Origin of the sequence: Microbacterium sp. 1154, from assembly GCF_031455375.1 — a bacterium.
Taxonomy (GTDB): domain Bacteria; phylum Actinomycetota; class Actinomycetes; order Actinomycetales; family Microbacteriaceae; genus Microbacterium.
In genome coordinates this window covers 240,251-252,044 of record NZ_JAVDSN010000003.1, presented here as the reverse complement: position 1 = coordinate 252,044, position 11,794 = coordinate 240,251, and the positions used below count along the sequence as shown (strand labels likewise).

Below are 11,794 nucleotides of genomic sequence, written 5' to 3'. Positions count from 1 at the left end.
GCGCGCCGAAAGCCGAGCCCCTTGACAACAACTTCGCGCGCACCGAGGGGCGACCCGCGCCGGGCCGCCCCTCGTGTCACGTGCCCTTACTGCTCGATGGGCTGCGGGGTGCTCTCGTGCGCCTCGATGACGCCGTCGCCCTCGTCGGTCGAGACGGCGATGCGCCGCGGCTTCGCCTTCTCGCTGACGGGAATCGTGACCGAGAGCACACCGTTGCGGTAGGACGCGCTGATGCCGTCGGTGTCGATGCCCTGGCCGAGGTTCAGCTGGCGGACGAACGAGGCCGTCTCGCGCTCGCGGGTGATCCACTTGACGCCCTCGCCCGAGCCGAGGGTGCGCTCGGCGCGGATCGTGAGCAGCTGGCCGTCGACGTCGACGTCGACCGAGCCGGGGTCTACGCCGGGCAGGTCGGCGGCCAGCACGTAGTGGTCGCCGTCGCGGTAGAGGTCCATCGGCATCCGTCGCGGACCACCGCCGCGGCGGGCGTCGAGGAGCGTCGACGCGAGGCGGTCGAGGTCGCGAAAGGGGTCGTAGGTGGCCATGGTCGTTCTCCTTTTCGATCGGTCGGGATCTGGCATCCCGAGTTCTGGGGAGTTGAGTCCACTCGACTCAACTGCGATCAGATTAGCACTCGCATGGGGAGAGTGCCAAGCCCCGAGCGCGCGATTGTGGCGCACCGTCGGGTCGCTCACAACCCCCGCGCACAAACCCCGTCATCCGGCGTTTCGTGGCTGCGACGCGCCACCGGTCACTCGACCTTTCCCCCCGGCGCGGTGAGGAGAGACATGTACTTCCACCGGCAAGAACTGCAGCACTCCGCCACCCCCGACAAGCCCGATGCGGTCTACGCCCGCAAGCTTCAAGAGGTGCTCGGCGGACAATACGGCGAGATCTCCGTCGCGATGCAGTACCAGTTCCAGGCCTGGAACATGCACATGCCCGGCAAATACCGCGACCTGGTCTTCGGCATCGGCGCGGAGGAGATGGGTCACGTCGAGATGCTCGCGGTCATGATCGCCCAGCTGCTCGAGAAATCGCCCCTCGGCATCACCGAGGAAGCCGTGCAGGACGACCCCACCGTGGCGGCCGTCATCGGGGGCACCGACATCCAGCACGGCATCGTCGCGGGTGCCGGAGCGCGCCCGGTCGATTCGAACGGCAACCCCTGGCAGGGCAGCTTCATCACCGCGAGCGGCAATCTGCTCGCCGACTTCACCGCCAATGCCAACGCCGAGATGCAGGGCCGCGTGCAGGTCGCGCGCCTCTACCACCAGACCGACGACCACGGCGTGAAGGACCTTCTGGCCTTCCTGCTGGCCCGCGACACGATGCACCAGAACCAGTGGGCCGCGGCCGCCGCCGAACTTCAGGCCGAGGGCTACGAGAAGCTGCCCGTGCCGAGCAACTTCCCCCTCGACAAGGAGGACCGCGACGTGTCGTACCAGTACATCAACTTCAGCGACGGCAAGAAGGCCGGCGACGGCAGCTGGGCCTCGGGCCCGACCCCCGACGGCAAGGGCGAGTTCTCGTACCTGCCCGAGCCCCCCGCGGGCGTGCCGATGCCCCCGCCCACCAAGCCCGACGTGCGGTTCTACGGCACGACCGAGCTCCCCAACACGGTCGAGAAGCTCGCCGGACGCGCGCAGGACGCGCTGCACAAGGAATGAGCGGGGCGGATGCCGCGATGCCGGGGCCGGCGACGGTGTCGGCACCGCGGAGCGGGGCGAGCTTCCCGGCGATGCGCGCGGCCAAGGTGCCGCGCGCGATCGTGGCGGGTCCGTACGGGCACCCGTTCCATCCGATCGCGGTGACCATCCCCATCGGGGCGTGGTCGTCGAGCCTGGTGTTCGATCTGCTCGGCCTTGCGGCCGACGACCCGCGGGCCTTCGCGACCGGTTCGCGCTGGCTCGTCGCGATCGGCCTCGGGGGAGCGGTCGGCGCCTCGGTGCTCGGCCTTCTCGACCTGTCGCGCATTCCGAAGGGCACTCCCGCCCGCCGCACGGCGCTGGCGCACCTCGCGCTCAACGTCACCGCGATGGTGCTGTTCAGCGTCGGCCTGTCGATCCGGATGCTCGACCTCGGCCGGGTGCCGATCGTGGCGTTCGGCCTCAGCGCCGTGGCGTCCCTCGGGCTGAGCGTCTCGGGGTGGCTGGGCGGCAAGCTCGCCTACCGCTGGGGCGTCCGTGTCGCGGACGAGAACACCCAGCGCGAGGGGTTCGAATCCGCCTGAGGAGTGCGGCCCGACGTCTTTCGGGGCCCGGATGCCACGGCATCCGGGCCCCGTCGTTCGGGCGACCCGCGGGGGACCGTCGTGCGGAGATCGCGAGTGACACGCGGCGCGCGGCTGCGGCGGCTCGGCGTGTCGGCGCGGAACTCCGCCGCACGGCCCCGATGCGTGCGTCGCGAGCGCGACGGATCAGCGATGCCCGCGGAGGGGGAACCGCGGCCACCCGCCGCTCACCGCACCGGCGTCGTGCTGCGCGGCGAGCACCGCGCCGGCCGTGGGCGCGGCGGGCCGGCGGCGCAGACCCAGAGCGTGCTGCAGGAAGCGGATGAAGCGGTCGTACACGCGCGGCGCGAGGAACTGCAGCGGCCGCGTGACGAACTGCGCGGCCCCCACACCCACCTCGTGCCGAGGGCCCCGCGCCACCCGCACGATGGCCCGCGCGACGCGGTCGGCCGAGACCACCGGCGGCAGGGGGAAGGCGGTGCGTCCCGTGTAGTTCGCCGCCCGCTGATAGATGGGCGTATCGATGCTCGCGGGAAGGACGATCTTGACCCGGATGCCGCGGTGCGCGAGCATCTCCTGCCTCAGCGACCGCGTGAATCCGAGCAGACCGTGCTTGGCGGCCACGTAGGAGGAGACATAGGGGCCGGCCACCTGCGAATACAACGACCCGACGAACACGATCGTGCCCCGACCCGCCGCGCGGAAGTGCGGCACGACGGCGCGGGCCGCGCGCATGTGCCCGGTGAGGTTCGTCTCGATCACGCGGTCGCGCACCTCGTCGGGGGTGTCCTCGACGGAGCCGTACGAGAACACCGAGGCGGACGCGATCCAGACGTCGATCCGCCCGTATTCGGCGATCGTGGCCTCGGCCGCGACCCGCGGCCCGTCGGGGGAGGACAGGTCGATCGGGAGCGTGAGCACCTCGGCGCCGCGTCGGCGGCACTCCTCTGCGGCTGAGCCGAGAGCGACGGCGTCGCGCCCGACGAGGACGAGAGAGGTACCCGCGCGAGCGAACCGCAGCGCGGCCGCGCGTCCGATGCCTCGAGAACCCCCGGTGACGACGACGACCTCGCGCATGCTGCCCCTTCCGCAGGGCCTCTGGGTTCGGCTCATCCCGCCCGCCGACGGTAGACGCGGGAGAGGCCGCACCTGAGGGGGTTGACGTGGGTCGCGCGCTAACAGCCCCTCCGCGACCGCGCAACCCCGTTCGCCATCGCGCGGGGCCGCGCCCAGGGTGGCCGACATGTCAGGTGCACACACGAGCGGGCTCGGACGCACACCCGACGGCATCCGCGAGGTCGCCGACGGCGTCTCGATGATCACGTGCGCGCTGACGAACAGCTACCTCGTCGACACCGACGACGGTGTCGTCCTGATCGACGCGGGGCTTCCCCGCTCCTGGCCCCTTCTCGTCCAGGCTCTCGACCGTCGCGGGCTCCATCCCGCCGACCTCGTCTCGGTCTTCCTCACCCATGGCCATTTCGACCACGTCGGCACCCTGGAGCGTCTCCGCGACGAGCACCATGTGCCCGTCCACGTGCACGAGGAGGATGTGCCGCTCGTCCGGCATCCCTATCGCTACGCCCGGGAGTCCTCGCGCGCCCTCTATCCGCTGGCGCACCCCGGTGGCATCCCGATCCTCGCCCGCATGGCGCTCGCCGGGGCGTTCAGCGTGCGCGGGGTGCAGGCGCACGGCGACATCCGCCCCGGCACCCGTCTGACCGGCGGCCTGATCCCGATCGCCACGCCGGGCCACACCCGGGGGCACGTCGCCTTCCACCTGCCCGAGCGCGACCTGCTGTTCACGGGCGACGCGATCGTCACCTTCGATCCGTACACCGGTCGCCCCGGCGCCCAGATCGTCGCCCGGGCCGCCACCGCCGACAGCGCGGCGGCCCTGTCCGTCCTCGACCGACTCACCGCGACCGGGGCGCGCACCATCCTCCCGGGGCACGGGGACGTCTGGAGAGGCGGCATCGCGCCCCTCGTCGCCGAAGCCCTCGCGACCGGCGCGCACTGAGATCCGACACGAGAAGGAGACGCACGTGAGAGCCATGACCTACCGCGGACCGTACAAGGTGCGCGTCGAGAACAAACCGGATCCGCGCATCGAGCACCCCAACGACGCCATCGTCCGCGTCGAGCGCGCGGCCATCTGCGGCTCCGATCTGCACCTGTACCACGGCATGATCCCCGACACCCGCGTCGGCCACACCTTCGGGCACGAGTTCATCGGACGCGTCGTCGAGGTCGGCGCCTCCGTCGAGAACCTGTCCGTCGGCGACCGGGTGATGGTGCCGTTCAACATCTTCTGCGGCACGTGCTTCTTCTGCGCGCGGGGACTGTTCAGCAACTGCCACAACGTCAACGCCAATGCCACGGCCGTCGGCGGCATCTACGGGTACTCGCACACCGCGGGCGGGTACGACGGCGGCCAGGCCGAGCTCGTGCGTGTGCCGTTCGCCGACGTCGGGCCGCGCGTGATCCCCGAGTGGCTGCACGACGAGGACGCCCTCCTGCTCACCGACGCGTTCTCGACCGGATACTTCGGCGCGCAGCTCGGCGACATCGTCGAGGGCGACACGGTCGTCGTCTTCGGAGCGGGACCCGTGGGCCTGGCCGCGGCGCGCTCGTCGTGGCTCATGGGCGCGGGGCGCGTGATCGTGGTCGACCAGCTCGCCGAGCGTCTCGAGAAGGCGCGCACCTTCGCCTTCGCCGAGACCCTCGACTACCGCGAGTACCGCGACATCGTCGTGGAGCTGAAGAAGCAGACCGACTGGCTCGGTGCCGACGTCGTCATCGACGCGGTCGGGGCGGAGGCCGACGGGCACTTCCTGCAGCACCTCACCGGCGCGAAGCTCAAACTGCAGGCCGGCTCGCCCGTCGCCCTCAACTGGGCGATCGACTCCGTCCGCAAAGGCGGCACCGTCTCGGTCATGGGCGCCTACGGTCCCCTGTTCAGCGCCGTCAAGTTCGGCGACGCGATGAACAAGGGCCTGACCATCCACACGAACCAGGCGCCCGTCGCCCGCCAGTGGCCGCGCCTGCTCGAGCACATCCAGGCGGGGCGCATCTCGCCGCGCGAGATGATCACGCACCGCATCCCCCTCGAGCACATCGCCGAGGGCTATCACATGGTCTCCGCCAAGATCGACGGCTGCATCAAGGCCGTCATCCTGCCGCCCGCCGCCTGAGAGGAGCCATCATGGCCTATATCGCAGACAAGCCCACACCGCCGCCATCCGCCGACGAGCTGCGCGCCCGCATTCCCGGGTGGGGCGCCGACCTCGATCCCGCCGACCGTCCCTCGTTCCCGAAGGAGCAGGCGCAGGACCTCAACGCGCACTGGACGTTCCCCGACGAGCAGCCCGAGCCCGAGGGCGGGCGGGAACGCTCCATCGAACACGGACGGCTGACCCCGGTGTTCGGTACCGCGCAGCCGCTCCACGGCGTATCGGGTGCGATCCGTCGTTACGCCTACGCCCGTTTCAGCGAGGCGCGCGCCGCCCACTGGCTCCTGCTCCTCGGCGCCGACCGGGTGGAGGCCGCGGGAGCGCACCTCCGGTCGCTGGGGTCCCGGCATCCCGACGATCCGATCACCGAGAGCGGGATCCTCGCCGAGCGGCGGTGGGCCCCTCTCGCCGGGCGCCGCGGTCGTGTCGACGCCCGCCACCAGTGGATCGATCCGCTGCTGGTCGCCGGTCCCTGGATCCTGGGTGCGGTGGGGGTGTTCGTCGTCGCGCGGCGCCTGCGGCACCGCCGCTGAAACCCGTGTCGATCCGCCCGTCCTGCGGAGTCGCTCGCGACACACCGGTGCCACCGCGGAGGAGCCGGCGTGTCGACGGAAACCTCCGCAGGACGGTCCGCCGTGCGACCGCGGCTGACGCCCCACCGATCGCGTCTGACCCGCGATAGCGTCGGGGGGTGACGGATGCCGCGGCCAGGCCGCCCCTCGTGCGCGCTCTCTGGGGCGCCACCCACCCGGGCCCGACCCTCGTGGTCACCGTGCTCGCTCTCGCCCTCGGCATCGCGGCGGGTGTGGAGCCGTGGCGCCTCGCGGTCCTGGTGGTCGCGGTCTTCGCCGGCCAGGTCTCGGTGGGGTTGTCGAACGACGCGATCGACGGAGCGCGCGACGCGGCGGTCGGCCGCACGGACAAGCCCATCGCCGGGGGAGCGATCACCCCGGAGCGCGCGCTCGGCGTCGCCGTGGCATCCGCGGTCCTCGCGATCGTGCTGTCCCTGCCGCTCGGACCGGGCCTCGTCGCCGCGCACGCCGTGGCGCTGGCCTCCGCCTGGGCGTACAACGCGGGGCTGAAATCGACGCCGATCTCGATCGTGCCCTTCGTGCTGAGCTTCGGGCTCTTCCCCTCGTTCGCGACGCTGTCGGTGTCGCCGCCCGCGCTCGCCGCCTGGTGGGCGGGCCTCGCGGGGGCGGCGCTCGGAGCCGCCGTGCACCTGACGAACGTCGTGCGCGACCTCGACGACGACCGGCGCACGGGGGTGCGGGGACTGCCGCACCGCCTGGGGGCCCGGGCGTCGGTGATGCTCGCGGCGGGCGGGATCGTCGCCGGGGCGCTCGTCGTCTTCGTCGGGACGGATGCCGCGACCACCGGGGTGGTCTTCTTCGTCGCCGTCACGGCGGTCGCCGTCGCCGCCGTGGTGCTCGTGTTCGTGAGACCTCCCGGGCGGGCGGTGTTCCAGCTGACGATGCTGGCGGCGCTGCTTCTCGCCGCCCAGCTCGTGGTCGCCTGAGCTGCGCGCAGCGTCGGAAGCGACCGGCGCCGACGTTCACGGTCGGTGCGGCCGATCTCAGCGGCGGGCCGCCCGATCCCCCTGCATCGCGTAGGCGCGCGCGAAGGCGGCCCCGCCCGGGCCTCCGAGGACCGCGCGCAGGGTCGCGGTCTTCACCGCGTGGGCTGCCGGACCGAGCGGGCGTCCCAGGAACGTGTTCAGCGCGGCGAGCCTCGCGGCGTGACGCGCGGAGGCCAGACGGTCGCGCTCCCAGCGGGCGAGCCCGTCGGGTGAACCCGTCCGCAGCCACCGCGACAGCAGGGGGGAGAGGGTCAGCGCGTCGAGCAGACCCAGGTTCATGCCCTGACCACCGATCGGACTGACCTCGTGGGCCGCGTCGCCGACCACGACCACGCGTCCGCGGCGCAGGGCGGGGGCCACGGCGCGGCGCACCCGGAACGTCGTCGCCGCGGGGATGTCGACCTCGAGCCCGGTGCGCTCGGCGACGGCACGGCGCAGAAGGGGCGTGGCATCCGGAACGTCTTCCGTCCCGGCCCAGGCGACGAGTCGGCGCCGACCGTTCGGCAGGGGGAACGACTCGAGCACACCCGCGCGTTCGAGGTGCACGCGGGCGACCGGCCCGCCTGGCGCGACGACATCCGCCATCACGTATCGGTCGGCGTACTCGTGGGTGCGGACGGCACCGGGGCGGTAGACGAGCTCGCGCCCCGCCCAGCCGGAGGCGACCACCACCAATCGCGCGTCGATCTCTTCGTCGCCGCGCTGCCCGGTCGTCCGCACGCGCACCGACGAGCCGACGTCCGCCACCGCTGTGACGGTGACCCCGCGCCGGACGGGAGGGGCGAGTCGCGTGAGGACCTCGGCGGTGTCGGCCTGGGGCAGCGCGGCGACGTACGGGTGCCGTGCGCGGAGTCGGTCGAAACGGATCCGCGCCAGCACGTACCCGTCGGCGCGTGCTTCGCCCTGCTCGATGCGGACGGCGCGAGAGAGAAGCTCGTCGGTCGCGCCGGAGGCCTCGAGGTGGGCCAGGGCGGGGGAGTGGATGCCGATCGCCCGGGTCCCGCCGCCGATCGCCGTCCGCTTCTCGACGACGTCGACGTCGACGCCGCGGACGCGGAGGTCCGCGGCGAGGGCGAGGCCGACGGGCCCCGCGCCGACCACCAGGACCTCAGGCACGGGCGGCCTCGCCACCGGCGACGGCCAGGACGCGGAAGGGCGCGGGCGTCTCCACGCGCCAGGGCGAGCCGAGGGCCGCGGCGAGCTCGGCGGGGCGGTAGCTGCGGCGGATCGAGCGGAGGCCGTCGACGCGGAGGAACGTCCCCGCCGATAGCGGTGCGATGCCGACGGCGTAGAGACCGTAGGCCAGGCGACCGCGCGCGATGTCGGCGTGCAGGACCGTGCCCGTCGACAGGGCGAGGGAGTCGGCGGTGAAGGTGCCGAGCGCCTCCGCGTCGAGGTGATGCAGCACGTGATTCGAGACGACGATGTCGAAGCGCTCCCCGGCGGCGAGCAGGGCCCGGGAGTCCCGCGCGACGAACCGGACTCCCGGCCGCGCGCGTTCGCGGGCGGCGGCGATCGCACGGGGGTCGGGATCGGCGCCGATGCACTCGAGCGTGAAGCCGTCTCGCTCGGCCAGGCCCGCCAGGCGGGCGAGCACGTCGCCTCCGCCGCATCCGAGGTCGAGGACGCGCGCGGGGCGGCCGAGGGCGCGCAGCTCGGGACGGACGCGCGAGCGGTAGACGTGCCCCCAGGCGGAGACCAGACGGTTCACGAGGTCGAACCGGCGGTAGGTCGCGGCGAGAGCCCGGGGGTCGCAGTCGGGGTCGTCCATGAGCTCGGTCAGCGCGGTGTCGCGCCGTGCCAAGCCGCTCACGCTGCCGGTCGGCGAAGCGTCAGTCGCGCCGCCTCCACCGTGAGTCCGGGGCCGAAGGCGAGAACCGCGACGCGGTCGCCGTCGGTGCGCGAGGCATCGGCGAGCAGGTCGCGCAGGATGAACAGCAGCGTCGCGCTCGACATGTTGCCGTGCTGGCGCAGCACCTCGCGCGAGGGGGCGAGGGCCGCGGGTTCCAGCGAGAGGGCGCTCTCGACCCGGTCGAGGATGCTGCGTCCGCCGGGGTGAACGGCCCACGCGTCGATCTGGTCGAGGTCGCCGATCATGTCGGCGGCGATCGCGGAGATCTCGCGGCCGATGATGCGCGGCACCTCGGGGGTGAGGGTCATCTCGAACCCGGAGTCGCCGACCGTCCAGGCCATGTCCTTCTCGCCCTCGTCGGTGACGTAGGTCGCGAAGCCCTCGAGGTCGAGGCCCCTCGATGAGGAGTCACCGGATGCCACGACCGCCGCCGCCGCCCCGTCGGCGAACACCGAGGCAGCGACGATCTGGTCGGGGTGCGACGAGGTCTGCCAGTGCAGCGAGCAGAGTTCGGTGCACGCGACCAGGACGACCGCATCGGGGTCGTCCCCGACGATGCGGGCCGCCAAGCGCAGGGCCGGGATCGCCGCCGCGCACCCGATGAAGCCGAGGTGGTAGCGCTCGACCGTCAGCGGCAGACCGAGATCGCGCACCAGGTGGTAGTCCGGGCCGGGTGCGAACATGCCGGTGCACGAGACGGTCACGACGTGGGTGATGGCATCCGGAGTACGACCCGAACCGGCGATGGCGGCGCGAGAAGCCTCGGCGAACAGCGGAGGAGCGGTGCGGCGGTACTCGTCGTTCCGCGCGCCGGTGGGCGGCATGAGAAGAGTGTCGCCGTCGCGGACCTCGAGCTCGTCACCGGTTCCGCCCGCGAGCTGGGGAAGCACGACGTGCCGGGTGTCGATGGCCGCGGCGTCGAAGGCGGCGCCGACGAGGCGCTGGGCCTTGCGGTCGAATCCGGGCTGGGCGGCGAACAGGTCACGCAGGGTCGACTGGGCGACACGAGTGTCGGGCAGGGCCGTGCCGATCGACAGGATGCGGGCGGTCATGACTCACTGTAGACACGCTTCGCCCGCCCCTCGTCGGGGATGGCGCCGCGTCGGCACGCAGTCTATGGTGCGGCGGCGACGTCGAGATGCGCGTCGCCTGTCAACCCGGTCGGAGGCGTGTGGGCACCGGTCGTAGGTTTGCGCCTCCCCACGGAAAGGACGCCGCCATGACCGGTCCCCGCCCCGCCGACGACCGTCGGAACGACCCGAACCGCGTGATGAATCAGAGGGCCGTGCAGAACCCGAACCGAAGAGCCTGGCTGCTGGCATCCGGGCTTCTCGCGCTCATCTGCATCGTGCTCTTCGCCTTCTCGATCCCGATCGTCGCTGCGTGGGCGTGGATCGGCATCGCGTTCCAGGTCGCGATCTTCGCCGCGCTCCTCGTGAACGGCCTCACCGGACGCCGGAGTGCGTCTCAGGGATACGTGTTCGCCGTGCTGCTGTGCGTCCAGGCGGCGGTGGCGCTGCTGGTGATCATCATCATCGCGATCGCCGCGTGGATGCCGGTGTGACCCGCACGCGCGATCAGGCCGCGAGCATGCGCGACACGAGCAGGCCCTCGACCGTCGCACGGTAGTCGGCGATCATGCGCCCACGGTCCATCCGCCCCCGGGCGGCGAGGGCGGCGGCGCGCAGCGCCGGCCCCAGGGCCAGGGCGTCTCCCCACGCCTCGACGATCGCGGCGACGTCGCGTGCCGTCATCAGGCCGAACCCCTCGACGAGGCGCGCGGCGTCGCCGACGTCGGTGGTCACCGGGACGGCTCCGGATGCCGCCCCCTCGACGAGGCAGAGCGGAGAGGCCTCGCCGAAGGCGCTCGTGAGGGCGATGACGTCGGCGATGCGGTACAGCTCGGGCATGTCCTCGCGAAGACCCAGGGCGTGCAGGGCGACGCTGTCGTCGATGCCGCTGTCGGCGAGGAGCGAGACGAAGGCGGCGTTGGTGCGGGTCATCCCCGATCCGCACACGACGTAGTGCGTCTCCGGTGCCGTGCGCGCGTGCGCCGCGACGGCCCGGAGGAACAGCCCCGGATCCTTCATGGCGTCGAAGCGCGCCGCCAGCAGCACCACGGGGGCGGAGTCCGGGATGCCGAGACCCGCGCGGATCCGTCGACGCTCGGCGCGCGTGCCGGGGCGGAAACGGCGGGTGTCGATGCCGTTGTCGATGACCCAGGCGTCGCCGGCCGCGACACCGGCGCGCGCGTAGGCACGGGAGGTCGACTCCGCGCACGAGATCGTCGCCGTGACGGCCCCGGAGGAGGCCGACTCGATCAGCCAGCCGAGGGCGGGCCCCGAGTGGGTGGGGTCGGAGCGATGCAGGCAGGCGGCGATCGCTCGGTCGGGCAGCAGTCCCGCACGCTCCAGGGCGACCACGAGACTCAGGGGTTGCTCTTTGAGAGAGAGGATGACGTCGGCCTCGTCGAACAGTCGCGCGGCGTGTTCGAGCTCGCCCCTCGTGAACTCCTCGGGAGCCAGGGGGCGGTCGCCGGCGACGCGGTCGAACGTGTCGATGCGCACCCCGCGGTCGCGGAGACGGCGGAACCGGGTGTCGTCGCGCGCGAACTGCAGAGAAGCGTCCCGCCGTGCGGCGGATGTCAGTGACAGCACGCGATGCTCCTGGGTTCCGTCGGCCGCGAGCCCCGCGACGACGTCGGAATGAAGGATCCGCGCTCCTCCGGCGAAGAAGCCTTCGTAGAGCGAGAGCACGCGTACGGGTCGGGTCATCGAGGTCGCTTTCCGGGCCGGGATCCACCACCGCGGGTGCGGTCGTCCCATGCTGCGGCCTCGACCCCGCGCGGTGGGTTACACCGCAGAGACCATCGTGTGAACGCCCGGACACGAGCCGACGCG

Annotated in this window: 13 protein-coding genes; 7 read left to right on the top strand and 6 right to left on the bottom strand. The window is 72.5% G+C overall.

Annotated features, from left to right (window positions below):
* Window positions 1–86 precede the first annotated feature (86 nt).
* Window positions 87–542 (bottom strand): Hsp20/alpha crystallin family protein, encoded by a 456-nt coding sequence (locus J2X55_RS12910; RefSeq protein ID WP_115919315.1) that lies wholly within the window; start codon window positions 540–542, stop codon window positions 87–89.
* A 243-nt stretch (window positions 543–785) separates the two neighbouring features.
* Here J2X55_RS12910 and J2X55_RS12905 point away from each other — a divergent pair, with 243 nt between their 5' ends.
* Both J2X55_RS12905 and J2X55_RS12900 read left to right on the top strand, forming a co-directional pair.
* Complete coding sequence (locus J2X55_RS12905; protein ID WP_210073500.1) at window positions 786–1,667, top strand: manganese catalase family protein; 882 nt, start codon at window positions 786–788, stop codon at window positions 1,665–1,667.
* Window positions 1,668–1,738: 71 nt separating this feature from the next.
* Window positions 1,739–2,230, top strand: a complete 492-nt coding sequence (locus J2X55_RS12900; protein ID WP_309823884.1) for a DUF2231 domain-containing protein — start codon at window positions 1,739–1,741, stop codon at window positions 2,228–2,230.
* A 186-nt stretch (window positions 2,231–2,416) separates the two neighbouring features.
* Here J2X55_RS12900 and J2X55_RS12895 read toward each other — a convergent pair whose 3' ends face one another.
* Entirely contained in the window at window positions 2,417–3,307 is an 891-nt protein-coding gene (locus tag J2X55_RS12895) for an SDR family NAD(P)-dependent oxidoreductase (RefSeq protein WP_309823882.1), read from the bottom strand.
* A 166-nt stretch (window positions 3,308–3,473) separates the two neighbouring features.
* Here J2X55_RS12895 and J2X55_RS12890 point away from each other — a divergent pair, with 166 nt between their 5' ends.
* The 4 genes from J2X55_RS12890 to J2X55_RS12875 all read left to right on the top strand — a co-directional run bounded on the left by J2X55_RS12890 (window position 3,474) and on the right by J2X55_RS12875 (window position 6,982).
* Window positions 3,474–4,250, top strand: coding sequence for an MBL fold metallo-hydrolase (locus J2X55_RS12890; RefSeq protein WP_309823879.1), 777 nt, complete (start codon window positions 3,474–3,476; stop codon window positions 4,248–4,250).
* Window positions 4,251–4,275: 25 nt separating this feature from the next.
* On the top strand, window positions 4,276–5,424 hold the full coding sequence (locus J2X55_RS12885; RefSeq protein WP_309823877.1) for a zinc-dependent alcohol dehydrogenase: 1,149 nt from the start codon (window positions 4,276–4,278) through the stop codon (window positions 5,422–5,424).
* 11 nt (window positions 5,425–5,435) lie between these two features.
* Window positions 5,436–5,996, top strand: a complete 561-nt coding sequence (locus J2X55_RS12880) for a hypothetical protein (protein ID WP_309823875.1) — start codon at window positions 5,436–5,438, stop codon at window positions 5,994–5,996.
* A gap of 158 nt (window positions 5,997–6,154) precedes the next feature.
* Window positions 6,155–6,982 (top strand): UbiA family prenyltransferase, encoded by an 828-nt coding sequence (locus tag J2X55_RS12875; RefSeq protein WP_309823874.1) that lies wholly within the window; start codon window positions 6,155–6,157, stop codon window positions 6,980–6,982.
* Window positions 6,983–7,039: 57 nt separating this feature from the next.
* Here the strand turns inward: J2X55_RS12875 and J2X55_RS12870 are convergent, their stop codons facing one another.
* From J2X55_RS12870 to J2X55_RS12860, 3 genes are read right to left on the bottom strand one after another with little or no spacing between them, the layout of a single operon-like run.
* On the bottom strand, window positions 7,040–8,158 hold the full coding sequence (locus J2X55_RS12870; RefSeq protein ID WP_309823873.1) for an NAD(P)/FAD-dependent oxidoreductase: 1,119 nt from the start codon (window positions 8,156–8,158) through the stop codon (window positions 7,040–7,042).
* Entirely contained in the window at window positions 8,151–8,846 is a 696-nt protein-coding gene (locus J2X55_RS12865) for a methyltransferase domain-containing protein (protein ID WP_309823872.1), read from the bottom strand. The genes J2X55_RS12870 and J2X55_RS12865 overlap by 8 nt, the downstream gene beginning before the upstream one ends.
* Window positions 8,847–8,851: 5 nt before the next feature.
* A complete protein-coding gene (locus tag J2X55_RS12860) occupies window positions 8,852–9,946 on the bottom strand; it encodes a type III polyketide synthase (protein ID WP_309823871.1) in 1,095 nt (364 codons plus the stop codon).
* Between the two features lie 167 nt (window positions 9,947–10,113).
* On the opposite strand from J2X55_RS12860, the gene J2X55_RS12855 reads away from it, so the two are divergent.
* The gene (locus J2X55_RS12855) at window positions 10,114–10,458 is read left to right on the top strand and encodes a hypothetical protein (RefSeq protein WP_115919300.1); all 345 of its coding nucleotides are present in this window, start codon (window positions 10,114–10,116) and stop codon (window positions 10,456–10,458) included.
* Window positions 10,459–10,471: 13 nt separating this feature from the next.
* Here J2X55_RS12855 and J2X55_RS12850 read toward each other — a convergent pair whose 3' ends face one another.
* Window positions 10,472–11,668 carry a glycosyltransferase gene (locus tag J2X55_RS12850; RefSeq protein ID WP_309823870.1) on the bottom strand — a complete coding sequence of 399 codons (1,197 nt, stop codon included), beginning with the start codon at window positions 11,666–11,668 and terminating at the stop codon, window positions 10,472–10,474.
* Window positions 11,669–11,794: the final 126 nt, after the last annotated feature.

What these genes read in the sequence shown, in the direction of transcription:
- J2X55_RS12880 (WP_309823875.1), top strand. Translation starts at nt 5,436, where the DNA reads ATGGCCTATATCGCAGACAAGCCCACACCGCCGCCATCCGCCGACGAG.
- J2X55_RS12850 (WP_309823870.1), bottom strand. Translation starts at nt 11,668, where the DNA reads ATGACCCGACCCGTACGCGTGCTCTCGCTCTACGAAGGCTTCTTCGCC.
- J2X55_RS12910 (WP_115919315.1), bottom strand. Translation starts at nt 542, where the DNA reads ATGGCCACCTACGACCCCTTTCGCGACCTCGACCGCCTCGCGTCGACG.
- J2X55_RS12895 (WP_309823882.1), bottom strand. Translation starts at nt 3,307, where the DNA reads ATGCGCGAGGTCGTCGTCGTCACCGGGGGTTCTCGAGGCATCGGACGC.
- J2X55_RS12890 (WP_309823879.1), top strand. Translation starts at nt 3,474, where the DNA reads ATGTCAGGTGCACACACGAGCGGGCTCGGACGCACACCCGACGGCATC.
- J2X55_RS12905 (WP_210073500.1), top strand. Translation starts at nt 786, where the DNA reads ATGTACTTCCACCGGCAAGAACTGCAGCACTCCGCCACCCCCGACAAG.
- J2X55_RS12900 (WP_309823884.1), top strand. Translation starts at nt 1,739, where the DNA reads ATGCGCGCGGCCAAGGTGCCGCGCGCGATCGTGGCGGGTCCGTACGGG.
- J2X55_RS12855 (WP_115919300.1), top strand. Translation starts at nt 10,114, where the DNA reads ATGACCGGTCCCCGCCCCGCCGACGACCGTCGGAACGACCCGAACCGC.
- J2X55_RS12860 (WP_309823871.1), bottom strand. Translation starts at nt 9,946, where the DNA reads ATGACCGCCCGCATCCTGTCGATCGGCACGGCCCTGCCCGACACTCGT.